Origin of the sequence: Pseudomonas sp. (genome assembly GCF_049301935.1) — a bacterium.
Classification (GTDB): Bacteria; Pseudomonadota; Gammaproteobacteria; order Pseudomonadales; family Pseudomonadaceae; genus Aquipseudomonas.
In genome coordinates this window covers 1-20,772 of sequence record NZ_JBAQLP010000004.1, presented here as the reverse complement: position 1 = coordinate 20,772, position 20,772 = coordinate 1, and the positions used below count along the sequence as shown (strand labels likewise).

15 protein-coding genes are annotated in these 20,772 nt (G+C 62.9%); 4 read left to right on the top strand and 11 right to left on the bottom strand.

Features of this window, described 5'->3' with window-relative positions; all coding sequences use genetic code 11:
• Nucleotides 1–41: 41 nt before the first annotated feature.
• The 3 genes from WA145_RS00395 to WA145_RS00385 all read right to left on the bottom strand — a co-directional run bounded on the left by WA145_RS00395 (nt 42) and on the right by WA145_RS00385 (nt 6,208).
• The gene (locus WA145_RS00395; protein WP_422579665.1) at nt 42–2,564 is read right to left on the bottom strand and encodes a PepSY domain-containing protein; all 2,523 of its coding nucleotides are present in this window, start codon (nt 2,562–2,564) and stop codon (nt 42–44) included.
• A 63-nt stretch (nt 2,565–2,627) separates the two neighbouring features.
• Nucleotides 2,628–4,694 (bottom strand): TonB-dependent receptor, encoded by a 2,067-nt coding sequence (locus WA145_RS00390; RefSeq protein WP_422579664.1) that lies wholly within the window; start codon nt 4,692–4,694, stop codon nt 2,628–2,630.
• Between the two features lie 350 nt (nt 4,695–5,044).
• Complete coding sequence (locus WA145_RS00385; protein WP_422579663.1) at nt 5,045–6,208, bottom strand: type III PLP-dependent enzyme; 1,164 nt, start codon at nt 6,206–6,208, stop codon at nt 5,045–5,047.
• Nucleotides 6,209–6,687: 479 nt separating this feature from the next.
• Here WA145_RS00385 and WA145_RS00380 point away from each other — a divergent pair, with 479 nt between their 5' ends.
• Complete coding sequence (locus tag WA145_RS00380; protein WP_422579662.1) at nt 6,688–8,271, top strand: peptide chain release factor 3; 1,584 nt, start codon at nt 6,688–6,690, stop codon at nt 8,269–8,271.
• 120 nt (nt 8,272–8,391) lie between these two features.
• Here the strand turns inward: WA145_RS00380 and WA145_RS00375 are convergent, their stop codons facing one another.
• Nucleotides 8,392–8,778 carry an endonuclease domain-containing protein gene (locus tag WA145_RS00375; RefSeq protein WP_422579661.1) on the bottom strand — a complete coding sequence of 129 codons (387 nt, stop codon included), beginning with the start codon at nt 8,776–8,778 and terminating at the stop codon, nt 8,392–8,394.
• A gap of 49 nt (nt 8,779–8,827) precedes the next feature.
• Here WA145_RS00375 and WA145_RS00370 point away from each other — a divergent pair, with 49 nt between their 5' ends.
• The gene (locus WA145_RS00370; RefSeq protein WP_422579660.1) at nt 8,828–9,613 is read left to right on the top strand and encodes a TatD family hydrolase; all 786 of its coding nucleotides are present in this window, start codon (nt 8,828–8,830) and stop codon (nt 9,611–9,613) included.
• A gap of 9 nt (nt 9,614–9,622) precedes the next feature.
• Here WA145_RS00370 and WA145_RS00365 read toward each other — a convergent pair whose 3' ends face one another.
• The 7 genes from WA145_RS00365 to urtA all read right to left on the bottom strand — a co-directional run bounded on the left by WA145_RS00365 (nt 9,623) and on the right by urtA (nt 16,454).
• Entirely contained in the window at nt 9,623–9,970 is a 348-nt protein-coding gene (locus WA145_RS00365) for an FmdB family zinc ribbon protein (RefSeq protein WP_422579659.1), read from the bottom strand.
• 117 nt (nt 9,971–10,087) lie between these two features.
• On the bottom strand, nt 10,088–11,317 hold the full coding sequence (fmdA, locus tag WA145_RS00360; RefSeq protein ID WP_422579658.1) for a formamidase: 1,230 nt from the start codon (nt 11,315–11,317) through the stop codon (nt 10,088–10,090).
• Nucleotides 11,318–11,527: 210 nt separating this feature from the next.
• Complete coding sequence (gene urtE / locus WA145_RS00355; RefSeq protein ID WP_422579657.1) at nt 11,528–12,217, bottom strand: urea ABC transporter ATP-binding subunit UrtE; 690 nt, start codon at nt 12,215–12,217, stop codon at nt 11,528–11,530.
• A gap of 67 nt (nt 12,218–12,284) precedes the next feature.
• Nucleotides 12,285–13,046 carry an urea ABC transporter ATP-binding protein UrtD gene (gene urtD / locus WA145_RS00350; RefSeq protein ID WP_422579656.1) on the bottom strand — a complete coding sequence of 254 codons (762 nt, stop codon included), beginning with the start codon at nt 13,044–13,046 and terminating at the stop codon, nt 12,285–12,287.
• Nucleotides 13,043–14,215 carry an urea ABC transporter permease subunit UrtC gene (urtC, locus tag WA145_RS00345; protein ID WP_422579655.1) on the bottom strand — a complete coding sequence of 391 codons (1,173 nt, stop codon included), beginning with the start codon at nt 14,213–14,215 and terminating at the stop codon, nt 13,043–13,045. Before urtC ends, urtD begins: the two co-directional genes overlap by 4 nt.
• Before the next feature lie 11 nt (nt 14,216–14,226).
• Complete coding sequence (urtB, locus tag WA145_RS00340) at nt 14,227–15,144, bottom strand: urea ABC transporter permease subunit UrtB (RefSeq protein WP_422579654.1); 918 nt, start codon at nt 15,142–15,144, stop codon at nt 14,227–14,229.
• Between the two features lie 80 nt (nt 15,145–15,224).
• Nucleotides 15,225–16,454 carry an urea ABC transporter substrate-binding protein gene (gene urtA / locus WA145_RS00335; protein WP_422579653.1) on the bottom strand — a complete coding sequence of 410 codons (1,230 nt, stop codon included), beginning with the start codon at nt 16,452–16,454 and terminating at the stop codon, nt 15,225–15,227.
• A 281-nt stretch (nt 16,455–16,735) separates the two neighbouring features.
• On the opposite strand from urtA, the gene WA145_RS00330 reads away from it, so the two are divergent.
• The gene (locus tag WA145_RS00330) at nt 16,736–20,134 is read left to right on the top strand and encodes an ATP-binding protein (RefSeq protein ID WP_422579652.1); all 3,399 of its coding nucleotides are present in this window, start codon (nt 16,736–16,738) and stop codon (nt 20,132–20,134) included.
• Nucleotides 20,109–20,772: response regulator (locus tag WA145_RS00325; protein WP_422579651.1), on the top strand; the 664-nt coding region annotated here is incomplete at its 3' end. The genes WA145_RS00330 and WA145_RS00325, both read left to right, overlap by 26 nt.

The following is a 20,772-nucleotide window of genomic DNA, read 5'->3' as shown; positions in this document are numbered from 1 at the left end:
AGCTTAGTGGTGCATTGCCGTGGCGGGAAGCCTGGGCCAGCTCAATACACGTCGCGGCGATAACGGCCCTCTTCGCGCAGCGTGTTGACTGCGGCTTCGCCCAGCAGCTCGTGCAGCACCTGATCAACCCCGGCGGCCATACCCTCGAGGCTGCCGCAGACGTAGATTGCGGCGCCCTCGGCCAGCCACTCACGCAGCGGCTCGGCGGCCTCACGCAGGCGATCCTGCACGTAGACCTTGGCGGCCTGATCGCGCGAGAAGGCCAGGTCCAGGCGCGCCAGCTCAGCGGTGGCCAGCCAGCCCTGTAGCTCGGCCTGGCAGTAGAAGTCATGCGCCGCATTGCGCTCGCCGAACAGCAGCCAGTTTTGCCGATGCCCGGCGATGATCCGCGCCTTGAGCAGGCTGCGCAGCCCGGCCAGGCCGGTGCCATTGCCGATCAGAATCACTGGCCGGTCATCGTCCGGCGCGTGGAAGGCGCTATTGCGCCGTACCCGCGCCAGCAGCTGAGCGTGCAATGCCGCGCCCTGCGTCAACCAGCCGGAGCCGAGGCCCAGCGAGCCGTCGGCATGCCGCTCCTGGCGCACGATCAGCTCCAGCTCACCGTCGCTGGGCAAGGAGGCAATGGAGTATTCACGCGCGGCCAAGGGCACCAGCGCGTCCAGCAAGGCCTGGGCGTGCAAGCCGACCAGATGACTGAACTGCTCGGGCAACTGTTTATCGCGCAGCGCCTGCTGCAGCGACTGGGTCAGACCGTCGAGGCTGACCGCTTGGCTGCCGTCCAGCGCATGCGCCTGCAACCAGGCCTGCACGGTGGCGTCGCTGTGGCGCGGCGTTACTTGGAGAATATCGCCGGCACTCCAGTCGGCAGGCTGCTCGGCACGCAGCCTCAGCAGGTAGGTCGGTGCGCCCTGACTGCCAGGGTTGAGCAGCTCGCGGTGCGACAGCGTCCACAGGCTGGGTGGCATTTCACCCTGATGCAGCGGCTGGGCACCGGTCAGTTCACCGAGCTGACGCTGCCAGCGGGCCAGCGCCGACTTATCTGCGGCGTCCACCTGCACCGCCTCAAACAGACTGCGCGCGCCCTGCCGCGCCAACCAACCTTGCACCCGCAGAGCAAAGCCGCAGAAGTGCTGATATTGGCGGTCGCCCAAGGCGAGCATGGCATAGCGCAAGTGCTCAAGACCGAGCGCCTGGCCAAGCAGCTTGCGCTCAAAGCCACGCGCACTGTCCGGCGCCTCGCCATCGCCAAAGGTACTGAGCACAAACAGCGCGTTGTGCGCCTGGCAAAGCATCTGTTCGTTGAGTTTGGCCAAGGGCTGCACGCTGACGGCCAGGCCAGCCGCCTGCAATTGCCCAGCGGTTTGCCAGGCCAGTTGCTCGGCGAAGCCGCTCTGGCTGGCAAAGCCGATCAGCCAGTCAGCAGCCTGTCCTGCGCTCGGCGGCAAGGCACCACGGGCTTTCAGCATCGCGCGCTTCTTGCGCCGCCGATCGAGGTAGAGCAGCCAGCCGGTAATGGCGAACAGCGGCATTGCCAGGCTGGCAAGCATCATCAGGATGCGTCCGGTCAGGCCGAAATAGCTGCCCACATGCAGGGCATACACGCTGGTCAGCAGTTGGTCGCCAAACGCCTGCTCGCGATAGCGCCGATGCTGGCTCGGCGCGCCGCTTTGCGGATCCAGGCTGAGTTGGTTGAAGGCACGTTCATGAGGGGCATCGTCGCGTAGGTAGTACACCGTGGCCGGCTGCCCGGCGACGGCAGGCAAGCGCAAGCTATAGCCAGTCATGTGCGGCCCGGCGGCTTGTTGCAGCCCGCCCCAGAGCGCTGCATAGTTCAACGTCGGCACTGCGCCGGGCACGGACTGACCGCCACGCTTGCGCTGCTGCTCGGCCGGCTCGCTGCTGAGCAGAGAAGTCAGGCCTTCGCGATACCAGTCGTAGGACCAATACAGCCCGGTCAGAGCCGCGCACAGGTAGAACGCCAGGCACCAGGTGCCGGCCACCGCATGCAAGTCCCAGTTGAACGCGCGACCGCGCTTGGCCCAGTCCAGGCTTAGCCAGGCGCGCCAGTTCCAGGCCTGGCGCGGCCAACGTAAATAGAGCCCGGACAGGCAGAAAAAGATCAACGCCAGGGTGCTGGCGGCGGTGATCTGCTTGCCGTACTCGCCCATGGCGAGAAAGCGGTGCAGATTCAGCATCAGGTCGAAAAAGCCTTGCCCGCGGGGTTCGCCAAGCAGCTCGCCGCTATAGGGGTCGAAATACCGCGACGCCCCACGCAGCTCGCCCGGCGGCGGGGCGAAAATCACTCGTCCAGGCACATTGGTAGCCGCCTCAACGTTCAAACGCATCACCCTGTGATGCCCGGCCGCCTCGAGCGTCGGCAACAGCACATCCGCCGGCAATACGCCGCCGTCACGCACCTCGACCCTCAACACCTCGGGATTGAGCGCACGCAGCAGCTCGTCCTGGAACGAATAGGCCGCGCCGGTCAGGCCCATCAGCGCCAGCACCAGACCGGCGCTGATGCCGAGTAACCAATGCAATTGGAAGAGAATTTTTTTCGACATTTTTTCAGTTCCGCAGGGTGGTCCGACGCGGACCACCCATAGACGGGCGACAGGCCTTACTTATCAGAAGCTGACTTGATAACCCAGAGTGAAGGTCCGCCCGCGCCCTTTGAACATCTGGTCGTCACGCTTGCTGGCGGCCTGGGCGTAGTACGTCAGGTAGTCCTTGTTCAGCAAGTTCTCGATGCCCAGGCTCGCCTCGCCCACCGGCAGGCGGTAGCCGAGCGAGGCGTCGACCAGGCTGTAGCCGTCGAAATCCAGCGCCGCGTCGTCGAAGCTGCGGCTGGCGTAATGGTTGGCCTGCACACGGCTGTTCAGCTTATCGGTCCAGTTGGCCTGCCAGCTCAGACCGTAGCGATCCGGGGAGATGTTGGCGCCGTCCAGATCGGTATCGACCTTGCCGTCGCCATCGGTATCCGAGCGACCGTTGACCTGGGCATAGGTCGCCTGCAAGCGGTGAACCGGATTGACCTGCCAGCCGGCAGTCGCCTCGATGCCGTCGATCTCGGTGCGCTCGCGGCGTACCTGATAGAAGCCGCCGACGTTCTGCAGGCGCGAACCCAGCTCGGCGTCCGACTCGAAGTAGCTGACTTCGGCATCGAAGGGGCCATGGTTGAAGCGCAGGCCGATCTCGCGGTTGTCGGTGACGATCGGCTGCAGGTCGAGGAAACTGTCGACGCTCAGGCCCGGCTGGCCGATGCCACGCAGCACCCGGCCGACGTCCGGCATGCCGAAGCCCTCGGAGTAGTTGGCGAACACCTGCGCCCAGTCGGTGGCCTGGAACACCAGGCCGGCGTTGAACAGGGTTTCCTCGAACGTCGGGCTGCCGCCTTCGACGCTCACACCGCCGGCGGGTTTGCTGGTCGAGGCGAGGGTGCGGAAATCGTCGATGTCCAGTCGGGCGAATTCGTGGCGCACCCCGGTGTGCAGGGTCAGCCGCTCGGTAGCCTGGATTTCGGCCTGGAGGAAGGGCGCGAAGTTGCGAAAACGGGTTTCCGGCACCCATTCGCGACCGGTTTCGATCAGCATCTGGCTGGTGGTGTCCTGCAGCACGTCGAAGCCACCGGTGAGCCCCAGCAAGCCGTCGAACATGTCCTCACGGCCGATGCTGAACTTGCCACCGTACTTGTCCGACTCGTTCTGCGACTGGTCGAACAGGGTGCCGACCGGGGCAATGGACGCATCCTGGAAGGTGCCGTGGCTGCCGCCGCCGAAGCGCGCACGAAAGCGCTGGCTGTACAGCTGCGCGGACAGACGATTGCCGAACAGGTCGTCGTGCTTGTAGTTCAGGCTGGTCGCCAGCACCTCGTTCTGCGGCGCCTCGCCCAGGGGCTGGCCCTTGCGCGAAGTGGCCGGGGTGCCGCTGGCGCGGTCGCCCGGCACATTGACGTAGTCGTGCTCACCCTCGATCTGGAAGCGGTTAACCATCAGTTCGAGGTTCTGCTCGCTGTCGAACCAATAGCCCAGTTTGAGCAACAGGTCGTTGCTGGTCGAATCCATGATGTCGCCCTGGGTGTCGTCGACGCCGATCAGCTCGCCGTCGGCGTCGTAGAACATGCCACGGGTCTGCCAGCTGAACGCGGCCAGGTAATCCCAGCTGCCCTGGTTGCCTTCGACGCGGTAATCCAGCTTGTAGCCCAGGCCTTCGGCTTCATAGTCGGTCGCGCCATTCAGGCTGATCCCGGCGTGCTGCTTGAAGGTGCCGCCCGCGGGGCGACGCGTCACATAGTTGATGATCCCGCCGGTGGCGCCCAGGCCGTGCTCGGCGCTGGCGCCATGGATCACCTCGATACGCTCGACCATCGCCAGATCGATGGTGTAGCCATCGCGGGCGCTGTCGCGCAGCGGCGTGGATTGCGGCACGCCATCGATCAGCACCAGGGCCGCACGGCCGCGAAAGGTCTCGCCGGAGCTGGTCATCTTCTGCCGGCTCGGCGAGTAGGACGGAATCAGGTTGCTCAGCACCTGGCCATGATCGGAGGTGATCGCCAGCTGCTGCTCGATCTGCTCGCGACTGATCACTGTGATCTTCTGCGGCGTCTTGCCCGCTTCGCTCCTTGCGCGGGTGGCACTGATGGTCAGAGCGTCCAGCTCTACAGCTTGTTGGGCCAGGGTCGGCAGGCCAGGCATGGCCAGGCAAGCCCATGCAATAGAGAGATGGAGGCGGGAGCGACAGAACACAGGACAGACTCCTTGCGGGCTAGGTGTGGAAATCAAGGGGCCGGCAAGATACATAAATTAAGAATCATTTGCATTAAAATTTCCAAATGATGCCCTATTACTCCAGTGATTCCTCACTGGCATCTGCCACCGATGCGCCACCGCCCCCTGGAGACACCTTAGAACGGCAAGGCTGCGGTAATAGTCTCTGCCGCGGCACAGGCACCAGAGCCCGCCGAGCTGAATTTAGACGCGCAAAAAAATGCCGCTCACTTGGCGCAAGTGAGCGGCATTACCGCCGTGGCGGGATCGACAGCTGCTTACAGGTAGAACGACTTCAGCGGCGGGAAGCCGTTGAATTCCACCGCGCTGTAGCTGGTGGTGTAGGCACCGGTGGACAGCCAGTAGACGCGATCACCAATGGCCAGGTTGAGCGGCAGGCCGTACTTGTAGTTCTCGTACATGATGTCGGCGCTGTCGCAGGTCGGCCCGGCGATCACCACCTCCTCCATCTCGCCCTTCTTCTCGGTGTAGAGGGGGAACTTGATCGCCTCGCCCATGGTTTCGATCAGGCCGCTGAACATGCCCACATCGACATACACCCAGCGCTCCACCGCGGTACGCGACTTGCGCGCCACCAGCACCACTTCGCTGACCAGGATGCCGGCGTTGGCGATCAAGGAACGGCCCGGCTCGAGGATGATTTCCGGCAGGTCGTCGCCGAAGTCTTCCTTGAGGAAGCGGATGATTTCCTCGGCATAGGTTTCCAGGCTGTTGGTACGGGTGATGTAGTTGGCCGGGAAGCCGCCGCCCATGTTGATCAGCTTGAGCTCGATGCCGTCTTCTTCTTTCAGGCGCTCGAAAATCACCTTGACCTTGGCAATCGCGGCGTCCCACACCGAGATGTCGCGCTGCTGCGAGCCGACATGGAAGGACAGGCCGTAAGGCACCAGGCCCAGGTCACGGGCGAGGATCAGCAGGTCCATGGCCATGTCGGTCTGGCAGCCGAACTTGCGCGACAGCGGCCAATCGGCCGTGGTCGAGCCTTCGGTGAGGATGCGCACATAGACTTTCGCACCCGGCGCAGCCTTGGCGATATTGCGCAGGTCGGCTTCCGAGTCGGTGGCAAACAGGCGTACGCCCTTCTCATAGAAGTAGCGGATGTCCTTGGATTTCTTGATGGTGTTGCCGTAGCTGATGCGGTCCGGGCTGACGCCACGGCCCATGACCTTGTCCAGCTCATAGATCGAGGCGATGTCGAAGCTGGAGCCTTTTTCCTTGAGCAGGTCGATAATCTCGACCGCCGGGTTGGCCTTGACTGCGTAATACACCTTGGCGAATTCGAAGCCGGCGCGCAGGTCATCGTAAGCCTGGCTGATGATCGCGGTATCGATCACCACGAACGGGGTTTCCTGGGTGTCGGCAAACGCCTTCATGCGCTGGAACGTGGCGGGTGCGTAATAGTCTTCGATCTTGATCGACATGCTGGGGACTCCAGTTGGCTGAACCAGTTAACACAATTTTAGTCAGGCAAACGCTGCGCACGCAGGCCGTTGCCCATCATTGAGGGAGACCTGGCGGCTAGTCCGCACAGGTAGAACGCCTGATCAGTTTCCCCACTTTGGTTCGCCTACTTCCCAAGGCATGTCGCCGAGAACCCTGCGGGCCTCTCGTCGTCAGTACTTGAGCCGGATGGATCGTTGCCAGCATGGACGTTCGGGCGCGAACTTTAGGGCCATGGGGGGGCTGAGATCAATCAAAAAATGCCGTGCTTTTAACCCCCTTTGTCGCCTTGATGATTGATCGTTTTATATTCAAAACAAAACGTCAGGAATGCTGCACAAAGCGCGAAAAACCTGTGGTTTTGCCCTCTGACTACAGGTCGCCGCGCGAACCGGCGTTTACCGTTATAATCGCCGCCTTTTTTGACAGACCGACTATTCAGTCGACGGGTTCCCGCACAATGACCATCCAGGCCACCGAAGTCGGCAAACGCCGTACATTCGCCATCATTTCCCACCCAGACGCCGGTAAGACCACCATTACCGAGAAGCTGCTGCTGATGGGCAAGGCAATCGCCGTGGCCGGTACGGTGAAGTCGCGTAAATCCGACCGCCACGCCACCAGCGACTGGATGGAAATGGAGAAGCAGCGCGGCATCTCCATCACCACCTCGGTGATGCAGTTCCCCTACCGCGAGCATATGATCAACCTGCTCGACACCCCCGGCCACGAGGACTTCTCGGAAGACACCTACCGCACCCTGACTGCCGTGGACAGCGCGCTGATGGTGCTCGACGGTGGTAAGGGCGTTGAGCCACGCACCATCGCCCTGATGGATGTATGCCGGCTGCGCGACACGCCGATTGTCAGCTTCGTCAACAAACTCGACCGCGATATCCGCGACCCGATCGAGCTGCTCGACGAGATCGAAGCGGTACTGAAGATCAAGGCCGCGCCTATCACCTGGCCGATCGGCTGCTACCGCGACTTCAAAGGTGTGTATCACCTGGCTGACGACTACATCATCGTCTACACCCCGGGCCACGGCCATGAGCGCACCGAAACCAAGATCATCGAGAAACTCGACTCCGACGAGGCCCGCGCCCACCTGGGTGACGAGTACGAGCGCTTTATCGAGCAGCTGGAGCTGGTGCAGGGCGCCTGCCATGAATTCGATCAGGACGAATTTATGAGCGGCCAACTGACCCCGGTGTTCTTCGGCACCGCCCTGGGCAACTTCGGCGTCGACCATGTACTGGATGCCGTGGTCGATTGGGCACCCAAGCCGCTGGCGCGCGTCGCCAATGAACGCACCGTGCAGCCGGTGGAAGAAAAGTTCAGCGGCTTCGTGTTCAAGATCCAGGCGAATATGGATCCCAAGCACCGCGACCGCATCGCCTTTATGCGCATCTGCTCGGGCAAATACAGCCAGGGCATGAAGATACGTCATGTGCGCACCGGCAAGGATGTGCGCATCGGCGACGCCCTGACCTTCTTCTCCAGCGAGCGCGAGATGCTGGTCGAGGCCTACGCCGGCGACATCATCGGCCTGCATAACCACGGCACCATCCAGATCGGCGATACCTTTACCGAAGGCGAAGCACTGGGCTTTACCGGTATTCCGCACTTCGCCCCGGAACTGTTCCGCCGCGTGCGCCTGAAAGACCCGCTGAAATCCAAACAGCTGCGCCAGGGCCTGCAACAGCTGGCCGAGGAAGGCGCGACCCAGGTGTTCTTCCCCGAGCGCAGCAACGACATCATCCTCGGTGCGGTCGGCGTGCTGCAGTTCGATGTGGTCGCCAGCCGCCTGAAGGAGGAATACAAGGTCGAGTGCGCCTACGAGCCGATCACCGTGTGGTCGGCGCGCTGGATCGACTGCGCGGACAAGAAGAAGCTTGAGGAATTCTCCAACAAGGCGGTGGAAAACCTGGCGCTGGACGGCGGCGGCCACCTCACCTACCTGGCCCCGACCCGGGTCAACCTGGCGCTGATGGAAGAACGCTGGCCGGACGTGAAATTCCGCGCGACGCGCGAGCATCACTAAGGCGCACCACCCTCTCCCCAGCCCTCTCCCGCCAGCGGGAGAGGGGGCTGAATGTGGTAAGCCACCAATCCGTGATCAACTCTCAGCCTGGCTAAACCACCAATCCAACAAGCTACGCGATTAACTCCCCTCGCCCGCTTGCGGGAGAGGGGTTGGGGGAGAGGGCCGCTCTTGGTCTATCCATAATCGAACGCGTTCAAGCACAGCCTCCGTTTGCTGCAACGCTTCATGATTCCAAAAACGCAGCACGGTAAGCCCCTGCTCTTGTAGCCATAAATCACGCTGCTGGTCATAAGCGACCTGCTCAGTATGCTGACCACCATCCAGCTCAATGATCAGCCCTACCTCCAGACAGGCGAAGTCCACGATGTAACGACCCAAGGGCTTTTGCCGCCTGAACTTCAACCCCATAAAACGATGTGCCCGCAGTTGCTGCCACAGACAACGCTCCGCCTCCGTCATTTCTTGCCGCAGCACTCTGGCGCGCTCCCGCAACAGCCTATCCATAAGCTACCCTGCTCCCTGCACAACGTCCTTTTACAGATAAACCTAGCCCATGCACCTGATCGATACCCACACCCATCTGGACTTTCCCGACTTTGACGCCGATCGCGCCGCAGTGCTGAGCAGCAGCCGCGAGCAAGGGGTGGAGAAGCTGGTGGTGCTGGGTGTGCACCAGGCCAACTGGCAGCGTGTCTGGGATCTGGTGCAGAGCGAAGACCGCCTGTACGCCGCCTGCGGCCTGCACCCGGTTTACCTGGCTGAACACCGCCCCGAGCACCTGGGCGAGCTGCGCGACTGGCTGCAGCGCCTGGCTGGCCACCCCAAGCTCTGCGCCGTGGGCGAGTTCGGCCTGGACTATTTTCTCGAACAGCTGGACCGCGCGCAGCAGCAACAGCTGTTCGAGGCGCAGCTCAAACTGGCCAACGAATTCGAACTGCCCGCCCTGCTGCATGTGCGCCGCGCCCATGCCGCGACCATCGCCACGCTCAAGCGCTACAAACCCAAACGCGGCGGGATCATCCATGCCTTCGCCGGCAGTTACGAAGAAGCCCGCGAGTACCTCAAGCTCGGTTTCAAACTCGGCCTCGGCGGCGCGCCGACCTGGCCGCAGGCACTGCGCCTGCGCAAAGTGGTGGCGCAACTGCCGCTGGAAGCCATCGTGCTGGAAACCGACTCACCCGACATGGCCCCCGCCATGCACCCCAACCAGCGCAACAGCCCGCAATACCTGCCGGACATCTGCATAGCTTTGGCCGAACTACGCGGCATCAGCGCCGAGGAGCTGGCCAGCGCCAGCAGCCGCAACGCCGCCGCGTTGTTTGGCTGGGCGCCTGCCTGAGCAACAGCCTCAGTGACTGATCATCCACGGCCGCGCGCTGGGTTTGGTTTTCAGCGCATGGGGATTGGCCTTGGTTGGCGCCAAGGGCTTATTCGGTGTGCAGCAACCGCAGCCTTTTGGGTGCTTGCGGCTCTGCGCATATTCCTCAACCGTTTGCGGCGCATGGGCGCTGCGTTCGTTGGCGGCAATGGCGCGACGCTGGCTGCCGGCCATGATAGCCAGGCTCGGCGCGCTGAGAATCACCCGCGCGCTGACCCCGCCACACCAGGGGCAGCTGCAGGGCTGGTCACGCTCGGCCATCGGCCGCAACTGGGTGAAATCGCCGCAATCGGCGCAGTCGTATTCGTAGATTGGCATCGCGTCGTTCCTCCTCATCGTGGCTAAGCAACCACCCCTCGGCTTGGGCATCCTGCGTCGCCCTACCTCCTGCATCCATGCAGTCGTCTCCCGTTAATGCCAGAGGGGGGCGCTGGATTACTTGTCCGGGGCGATGGGCAGGTCGATGCTGCCATCGAGGAACTTGGTCGGGCCGTTGGCGTTGGGGTTGATATCGAACTCGAAGATCTCCGTCGGCAGCCACAAAGTGGCGCAGGCGTTGGGCACGTCGACGATACCGCTGATATGCCCCTGCACCGGTGCCGAACCGAGCAGCGCATAGCCCTGGGCCGGCGAATAGCCGAACTTGGTCAGGTAGTTGATGGCATTCAGGCAGGCCTGCTTGTAGGCGATACTGACGTCCAGAGAATGCTGCTTGCCGGCCTCGTCCACCGAGATGCCTTCGAAGATCAGGTAGTTCTTGTAGTTCGGAGTGATCGGGCTGGGCTTGAACACCGGGTTCTTGATCCCGTACTTGGCCATGCCGCCCTTGATCAGCTCGACTTTCATATGCACCCAGCCGGCCATCTCGATGGCGCCGCAGAAGGTGATCTCGCCATCGCCCTGGCTGAAGTGCAGGTCGCCCACCGACAGCCCGGCACCGTTGACATAGACCGGGAAGAAGATCTTCGAGCCACGCGACAGGTCCTTGATGTCGCAGTTACCGCCGTGCTCACGGGGCGGCACGGTACGTGCGCCGGTCAGGGCGGCCAGATCGCGGGCCTCGCCCTTCATCTTGCCCATGTGTGCGGTGGGCGCCATCGGCGGGTTGGCCAAGGCCGGCACGCGGTTAGGATCGGTATCGATCAGTTCCTGCTCGCGCTTGTTCCAGTCGGCGAGCATCTTGTGGTCCGGCAGGCAGCCAATCAGACCGGGGTGGATCAGCCCGGCGAAGTTCACCCCCGGAATGTGCCGGCTGCTGGTAAACATGCCCTTGAAATCCCAGATGGCCTTCTGCGCCATGGGGAAGTGGTCGGTGAGAAAACCACCGCCGTTCTGCCGCGAGAAGAAGCCGTTGAAACCCCACTGCGAGTCGGCCATGGCGCCGATATCGAGCAGGTCGACCACCAGCAGATCGCCCGGCTCGGCGCCGTGTACGCCCACCGGGCCTGAGAGGTAATGCACGGTGGACAGATCCACGTCGCGCACATCGCTGGCGTCGTCGTTGTTCTTGATCGCGCCGGCGGTCCAGTCGTAGGTTTCGAGGATAAAATCGTCACCCGGTTTGACCCAGCAGGCCATCGGAATATCCGGGTGCCAGCGGTTATGGATCTGCTCGTTTTCGGTGGCGGGCTGGTTGAGGTCGACCTTGATCAGCGTTTCGGTCATGACAAAGCTCCTGGGACCATTGAGGGGGGACTTGGCGCCACAGCGCCGGGGTACGGAGCTAGTCTTCAACGCGCGAGGAAATCGGCAAATACGTCGGATGACGTATGCCCTGCATCAGCATTCATAAGGCCCGCAGGATTTTTTCGCGGACGCGAAAAAGCGGCCAGCGCATGGAGAACACGCCAGCCGCAAAACGGAAAACCTGCGCAATTACACCGATAAATAGCGGCTGATGGTCGCCTCGTCGACCTTGTCGCGGCTCTCCTCGACCACGAACTTGCCCTTCTCGATCACCAGAAAGCGGTCGGCGATTTCCAGGGTGAACGACAGCACCTGCTCGGACACCACGATGGTCAGATCGCGCAGGTTGCGGATCTCCTTCAGGGTACGGGCGATGTCCTTGATGATCGACGGCTGAATGCCCTCGGTTGGCTCATCCAGCAGCAGCACCTTGGGGTTGGTCGCCAGCGCGCGGGCGATGGCCAGTTGCTGTTGCTGACCGCCAGAAAGGTTGCCGCCCTTGCGGTGGCGCATCTCCTGCAGCACCGGGAACAGCGCATACAAATCGTCTGGCACCTTGCCCTTGGCCGACGCCGGCAGGCCGGTCTGGATGTTCTCCAGCACGCTCATGCTGGGGAAGATCATCCGCCCCTGGGGCACGTAGGCGATACCGCTCTCGACCCGCTGGTGGGTTTCCAGTTTGGAGATGTCGCAGCCGTCCACGCTGATCTGCCCGCCCCACTGCGGCAACACGCCCATCAGGCTCTTGAACAGGGTGGTCTTGCCCATGCCGTTGCGGCCCATCACCGCAACGATTTCGCGCTTGGCCACGTTGAGGTTGAGGTCATGGAGGATCTGGCTCTGGCCGTAGCCGGAGGCGAGGTTGCTGATCTGGAACATGGAAAACTCCTTGTTGAACGTGGCCCGGATGCCATCCGGGCTAGCGCTGTTGGATGCATGAAGCAACTCAATGCCCTAGATACACCTCAATCACTTTCGGGTTGCTCTGCACCGCCTCCATGCTGCCCTCGGCCAGCACCTTGCCCTGGTGCAACACGGTGACCTTGTGCGCGATGCTTTTGACGAACTCCATGTCGTGCTCGATAACCAGCACAGAGCGGCCCTGGCTGATGCGCTTGAGCAGTTCGGCGGTCTGCAGGCGTTCATTGACGCTCATGCCCGCCACCGGTTCGTCGAGCATCAGCAGCGCCGGGTCCTGCATCAGCAACATGCCGATCTCCAGCCACTGCTTCTGGCCGTGGGACAGCAGGTCGGCCTGCAGGTAGAGGTTGTCGGTGAGCATGATTTCCGCGGCGATCTGCTCGACCCGCGCAATCACCTCGGCGCTGCGTTTGAAGAACAGCGCGCCGAATACCTTACGGCCCTTGGGGTAGGACATTTCCAGGTTCTCGAACACCGTGAGGTTTTCGTAGATCGAGGGGTTCTGGAATTTGCGCCCCACCCCGGCACGGACGATGTCGAACTCGCGCATTTTGGTCAGCTCGCGGCTCTCGAACTGGATGCTGCCGGCGGTGGCGCGGGTCTTGCCACAGATCAGGTCGAGCACCGTGGTCTTGCCGGCGCCGTTAGGGCCAATCACCACCCGTACCTCGTTGCGGTCGATATACAGGTTGAGGTCATCCACCGCCTTGAAACCATCGAACGACACGCTCAGGCCTTCGATGGCCAGCACCGGTTTGGGCATCTGGAATCCGCTTGGCTGGCTCATGGGGTGGTCTCCAGTTCACGGGGTTGGCTAGTGGTCGCCGGGGTTTCTGCGGCTGGCGAGGGAGTCTTGGCCGGTGCGGGTTTGCGGCTGAACTTGCCCAGCCATTTGCGCCCGTGGCTTTCCCACAGGCCGGCGAGACCATTGGGGAAGTACATGACCACGGCGATAAACAGCCCGCCCATCAGGTACAGCCACAGCTCGGGGAAGGTTTCGGAAAAGTAGGTCTTGCCGTAGTTGACCAGCAGCGCGCCATACACCGCGCCCAGCAGTGACATGCGCCCTCCGACGGCGGCGAAGATCACCATCTCGATCGACGGCACGATGCCGACGAAGCTCGGCGACATAAAGCCCACCTGCAAGGCGAACATCGCTCCGCCAATCGCGGAAAACGCCGCCGCCACGCAGAACACGAAGATCTTGAAACTGGCCACATCGTAGCCGGAGAAACGCACCCGCTCCTCCTTGTCGCGCATCGCCATCAGCAGGCGGCCGAGCTTGGAGGCGAGGATAAAGCGGCCGATCAGGATGCAGCCGAACAACAGGAAGGCGTTGATGAAGTAGAGGATCAGCTTCGAGCTGTCGTCGCGGATGTCCCAGCCCATCAGGGTTTTCAGGTCGGTGATGCCGTTGACCCCACCGGTCAGGCCCTGCTGGCCGATGATCAGCACGGTGAGAATCAACGCAATCGCCTGGGTGACGATGGAGAAGTACACATCACCGACGCGACGCTTGAACATCGCCACACCGATCACCAGCGCCAGGATCACCGGCACCGCAATCACCGCCAGCAGGGTGAAACCGAAGCTGTGGAAGGGCTGCCAGAGCAGCGGCAGTTCGGTGATCTGGTTCCAGTCCATAAAATCCGGAATGCCGGGGGTGGACTGGATCTTGGTGCTTTCCGGGTCACTGGCTTCGAGCTTGAGAAACATCGCCATGCAATAGCCGCCGAGGCCGAAGAACACGCCCTGGCCGAGGCTGAGAATGCCGCCATAGCCCCAGCACAGCACCAGGCCCACGGCGACAAAGGCGTAGGTCAGGTACTTGCCGACCATATTCAGGCGAAAGGCATCCAGCGCCAGCGGGAACACCACCAGAATCAACGTGGCCAGCACCGCCAGACCAATCGCGCCCTGCTTGCCGCCGAGAAACTTATCGAGTGTCGGGTTCATGGGATGGCTCCTTACTTGCGCACTTTGATGGAGAACAGCCCTTGCGGACGCAGCATCAGAATCAGGATCACCGCAGACAGGGTGAACACCTTGGCCATCGAACCGCTCATAAAGAACTCCATCAGCGACTGCGCCTGGGCGATGCTGAAGGCCGAGGCGATGGTGCCGAACAGGCTCGACGCGCCGCCGAAGACCACCACCAGGAAGGTGTCGACGATGTACAGCGAGCCGGCGGTCGGGCCGGTCGAGCCGATGGTGGTGAAGGCCGCGCCGGCTACCCCAGCGACACCGCAACCGAGGGCAAAGGTCATGCGGTCGACCCGCTTGGTGTTGATGCCCACGGCGCGGCTCATCACCCGGTTCTGCACCGTGGCGCGCACCTGCAAGCCCCAGCGCGAGCGGTAGAGCATAAGGAAGATCATGCCGGTCATCAGCACGGTGAGGCCCATGACGAACAGACCGTTGCGCGGGATGTCGATGGCCTCGGTGGGGTTCCACGAGCCCATCAGCCATTCCGGCAAGGTGGCGCTGACTTCCCGCGCGCCGAAGATCGAACGGAAGGCCTGCTGCATCACCAACGACAGCCCCCAGGTGGCCAGCAAGGTGTCCAGCGGGCGCTGGTAGAGCTTGCTGATCATCGCCCACTCCACCAGCCAGCCAATCGCGCCGGCGATAAAAAACGACAGCACGATGGCGAGAAAAAAGTAGTACGGACCGAAAAACGCTGCGTATTGCTCGGTCAGCACCGAGACCACGTAGGTGGTGTAGGCGCCGATGGTGAGGAACTCACCGTGGGCCATGTTGATCACGCCCATCTGCCCAAAGATGATCGCCAGCCCCAGGGCCATCAGCAGCAGCACGCAGAACACGGACAAGCCGTTGAAGCCCTGCATGGCCGCGATGGCACCAAATTCCGATAGCCATTCCATGATGATGGTCCCCAGAAGAGAAGAGAAAATCCTGTAGGAGCCGGCTTGCCGGCGAGGCTCCTACAGGTGGTCGACAGCGCTTATTGGTAGCCCTTGGGGAAAGGATTCGGTTCGATCAGGTCGGACTCGAACACCACCTTGAACTGGCCGTCAGCCTGCACCTGGCCGATGCGGGTCTTGCTCCACAGGTGATGGTTTTCATGCACCTTGACGTAGCCTTCCGGCGCGCTGGTCAGCTCGATACCTGGGGAGGCGGCAGCCACTTTGTCGACGTCGAAGCTACCGGCTTTCTCGACCGCGGCTTTCCACAGCCATGGGCCGAGGTAGGCGGCCTGGGTCACGTCACCGATCACTGCATCCTTGCCGTACTTGGCCTTGAAGGCTTCGACAAAGGCGGTGTTGTTAGGGTTGTCGAGGCTCTGGAAGTACTTCATGGAGGCGTAGAAACCGTCCATGTTCTCGCCGCCAATGCCCAGCAGTTCATCCTCGGTGACCGACAGGGTCAGCAGGGTCTGCTTGGCGCTGGTGACGCCGGCGGCTTTCATCTGCTTATAGAAGGCGACGTTGGAGCCACCGACCACCGCAGTGAAGACCACGTCAGGCTTCTTCAGCTTGACCTTGTTGATCAGCGAGCCGAACTGGGTGTTGCCCAGCGGGTAATACTCCTCGCCGACCACGGTGCCGCCGAGCACGTTTTCGATGTGCTTGCGGGCGATCTTCATCGAGGTGCGCGGCCAGATGTAGTCCGAGCCGATCAGGTAGAAGGTCTTGGCGCCCTTCTCCTTGGCGATCCAGTCGAGGCCGGCGAGAATCTGCTGGGTGGCTTCCTGACCGGTGTAGATGACGTTCTTCGACTGCTCCAGGCCTTCATAGAAGGTCGGGTAGTAGAGCAGGCCGTTTTCCTTCTCGAACACCGGCAGCACGGCCTTGCGCGAGGCCGAAGTCCAGCAGCCGAACACCGCCGCCACCTTGTCGCCGACCAGCAGCTTCTTGGCTTTTTCGGCGAAGGTCGGCCAGTCGGAGGCGCCGTCTTCCTGGATTATCTTGATCTGCCGGCCGAGGATGCCGCCGCTGGCGTTGATTTGCTCGATGGCCAGACGCTCGGCCTGGATCGAACCGGTTTCGGAAATGGCCATGGTGCCGGTGGCCGAGTGCAGCTGGCCGACCGTGACTTCGGTGTCGGTCACGGCCAGGCCGGTGCTGTTGACCTCGGCCAGGGCCATCTGGCTGAACACACTGGCCGCCAGTAGCGAGAGTGCCGCAGCACCCAAGGCTAACCGGCGAGGGAGAAAGCGAGTCGGTGAATCCATGGTCATGCTCCTCTGGGTGGTTTTCCTCCCTGGCTCGCCTTGCGGGTACCAGTTCGGTTCGCCACCAGCATGCGTTTGCCACCGGCGCGGACGGTATACGCAGCATGACGTAACGGCATACGTCATCTGACGTACTGCCGCGCGCCCCACGCTGGTGCAAGCTCACGCCCGAGCTTGCAGGCAGACAGAAGTCCGCGCGCGCAAGGACGGCGGTTGCAGACGCAGGGCATGGATGTTGCAAATTCAAACAAGCGTATTAGTCACGACTCAGGAGCATCCTTGTGCAACCGACCGGCACCCAGCGCATCGTCAAGATCCGCCGCGACTACAACAGCTGGGTCGCCGACGAGACCATGGAAGACTACGCCCTGCGCTTCACCCCCAGGTCGTTTCGCAAGTGGTCGGAGCTGCGCATCGCCAACACCGCCCTGAGTGCGGTGTCGTTTCTCGCCCTGGAGGCCATCGGCGGCGCCCTGGCGCTGAGCTACGGCTTTACCAATACGCTGTGGGCCATCCTCGCGGTGAGCCTGGTGATCTTCCTCACCGGCCTGCCGATCAGCTACTACGCCGCGCGTTACGGCGTGGACATGGACCTGCTGACCCGTGGCGCCGGTTTCGGCTATATCGGCTCGACCATCACTTCGCTGATCTACGCCAGCTTCACCTTCCTGTTCTTCGCCCTCGAAGCGGCGATCATGGCCCTGGCCCTGGAGTTGTACTTCAACATCCCGCTGGCGCTGGCCTATGTGATCTGTTCGGTGATCGTCATCCCCCTGGTGGCCTACGGCATCACCCTGATCAACCGCTTGCAGATGTGGAGCCAGCCGCTGTGGCTGTTTCTGCTGTTTTTGCCTTACGTCTTCGTGATCAGTAAAAACCCCGAAGCGCTCAGTGACTGGACGACCTTCGCCGGCCGCGAGGGCGAAGGCGGCGCGTTCAACCTGCTGTACTTCGGCGCCGCCTGCACCGTGGCCCTGGCGTTGGTCACGCAGATTGGCGAACAGGTCGACTACCTGCGCTTTCTCCCGGAAAAGACCCGGCGCAACCGCACCCGCTGGTGGGCCGCGCTGCTGATGGCCGGGCCGGGCTGGATCATCCCCGGCGCCCTGAAAATGCTCGCCGGGGCCTTCCTGGCCTTTCTCGCCCTGCAGCATGAAATCCCCATGGAGCGCGCCGCCGAGCCGACGCAGATGTACCTGGTGGCCTTCAATTACGTGTTCAGCTCCCCCGAGTGGGCGCTGGCGGCGATGGTGCTGTTCGTTATCGTCAGCCAGGTGAAGATCAACCTGACCAACGCCTATGCCGGCTCGCTGGCCTGGTCGAACTTCTTTGCCCGCGTCACCCACAGCCATCCGGGGCGCGTGGTGTGGCTGGTGTTCAACGTCGCCATCGCCCTGATCCTGATGGAGCTGGGGGTGTTCCAGGCGATCGAGGAAGTGCTCGGCCTGTACGCCAATATCGCCATCGCCTGGATTGGCGCGGTGGTCGCCGATCTGGTGATCAACAAGCCGCTGGGCCTGTCGCCCAAACACATCGAATTCAAGCGTGCGCACCTCTACGACATCAACCCGGTGGGCGTCGGCGCCATGCTGATCGCCTCCTTGCTGTCGATCCTGGCCCACGGCGGCCTGTTCGGCCAACTGGCACAGGCCGCCTCGCCGGTCGTCGCCCTCGGCTCGGCCATGCTGTTCGCCCCGCTGATCGCCTGGCTCACAGGTGGGCGCTACTACCTGGCGCGCAGCAGCGACCCGTTGCTGCTCTACCCCCTCGGCGCCACCACCACCGCGCAATGCGGCCTGTGCAGTAACGCCTTCGAGAGCGAAGACATGGCCTTCTGCCCGGCCTACAGCACGCCGATCTGCTCACTGTGTTGCTCACTCGATGCGCGCTGCGGTGATGCCTGCAAGCCGCGGGCGCGGCTGTCCGAGCAACTCGACGATTTTGTTCGCTGGCTGTTTCCGCGGGTCTCGATCCCGCGCCTGCACAGCCGCCTGGCGCAGTACCTCGGTTTGCTGACGGTCTTGGTGGCGCTGCTGTTCGGCGCCCTGGCGCTGATCTACAGCCAGGTGTCTCAGGGGCTGGTGGCGCAATCGCCGGAGGCGCAAGAGACCCTCTACCTGGCATTTCTCAAGGCCTTTCTGACCCTGTCGCTATTCGCCGCGATTCTCGCCTGGTGGGTGGTGCTGACCCGCGAAAGCCGCCGGGTGGCGCAGGAGGAATCCGACCGCCAGACCCAACTGCTGATGCAGGAGATCGAAGCCCACCGCAAAACCGACGAGGCCCTGCAGAAAGCCAAGGAGGCCAGCGAAGCCGCCAACGCCGCCAAGAGCCGCTACGTCACCGGACTGTCCCACGAGCTGCGCACGCCACTCAACAGCATCCTCGGCTATACGCAGATTCTGCAGCGCGACGCCGGCATGCCGGGCCAGCACCAGGACGCCCTGGCGACGATCTTTCGCAGCGGCTCGCACCTGCTGTCGCTGATCGACGGCCTGCTCGACGTAGCCAAGATCGAGGCCGGCAAGCTCAACCTGGAACTGACGGAAATCCCCTTCCCCGAATTTATTCACCAGCTCGAACGCATGTTCACCCCCCAGGCCGAAGAAAAAGGCCTGCGCTTTCGCCTGGAAACCAGCGGACGCATGCCGGCGGTGGTGCGCGGTGATGAGAAGCGCGTGCGGCAGATCCTGATCAACCTGCTCGGCAATGCGGTGCGTTTTACCGACAGCGGCGAGGTCTGCCTGCGCGTCAGCTACCTGCGCGAAACCGCCAGCTTCGAGATCATCGACACCGGCATCGGCATCGACCCGCAGCAGATCGAGCGCATCTTCCAGCCGTTCGAGCGCGGCGACCTGCTGCGTCAGGACAACGGCGTCGGCCTGGGTCTGACCATCACGCGCATGCTCACCTCATTGATGGGCGGTGAACTCTCGGTGAGCAGCGTGCCGGATCAGGGCACGCGCTTTCAGGTGCGCCTGTTCCTCTCCGAGGTGCGCGTGCCGCAGGCGGTGATACACGTGGAGCACGACATCATCGGCTACCAGGGCCCGCGCCGGCTGATTCTGGTGGTGGACGACCATATCGAACACCGCCGCGTATTGGCCGGCATGCTCGAACCGCTGGGGTTCAGCATCGCCCAGGCCGCCAGCGGTCAGGAAGCGATTCGGCAGGCCGCCCTGCTCCACCCCGACCTGATCCTGATGGACCTGTCGATGCCGCAGATGGACGGCTGGGAAACCAGCCGGCTGATCCGCCGCAACGCCATGTCTCAGGCGCCAATCATCGTGATCTCCGCCAATGCCTTTGCCGATGACCGCGAACGCAGCGTCAGCGCCGACTGCAACGACTACCTGGCCAAACCGGTGCACACCCCGGAGTTACTCGAACGCATTCACAAGCATCTCGATCTGCACTGGCTACGGCGCACCGCCCCCCTGCCTGCGCCCATGCACGCCACCCGCGTGTTGCCCAGCGCCAACGACCTCGACGCCCTGCGCGAACTCGGCGCCATCGGTTATATCCGCGGTATTCAGGAGAAACTCGACGCCATTGATCGGCTGACCCCCGCCAGCACCGGCTTCACCGCGCCCCTGCGGGCCCTGGTGAAAAGCTACCGCCTGGACGAATTCAACCGCCAACTCAAGGAGGCCGAGCATGAACGCGCTGACCCATCCATCTGAGCAGCACACCCGCGCGGCCGAGCGTGGGGTGATCCTGATTGTCGACGACACCCCGGACAACCTCGCCCTGCTCTCCGACGCCCTCGATGAAGTCGGCTATATGGTGCTGGTGGCGCTGGATGGCCTCAGCGCCCTGAGCCGCATTCAGCGCCGGCGCCCGGACCTGATTCTGCTCGACGCCATGATGCCGGGGCTGGACGGCTTCGAAACCTGTCAGCGGATCAAGGCCGACGTCGCCACCGCCGATATTCCGGTGCTGTTTATGACCGCCCTGACCGACAGCGAGCACGTGGTCAAAGGCTTCGAGGCCGGCGGTATCGACTACGTGACCAAGCCGATCAACACCGAGGAAGTGCTCGCCCGCGTGGCCTCGCACCTGCGCACCGCGCGCATTCTGCAAACCGCGCGCGCCGCCAGCCAGGCGCAGCCGCTAACACTCAACGACGAGCCAGCCTACGCCACGCTCTCGGCGCGCTTTCAGCTCACCGAACGGGAAGTGGAAGTGCTGCGCTGGGTGGCCTGCGGCAAGACCAACCGCGACATCGGCGACATCCTTGGCCTCAGCCCGCGCACGGTGAACAAACACCTGGAGCACGTGTACGTAAAACTCGGCGTAGAAACCCGCACCGCCGCCGCGG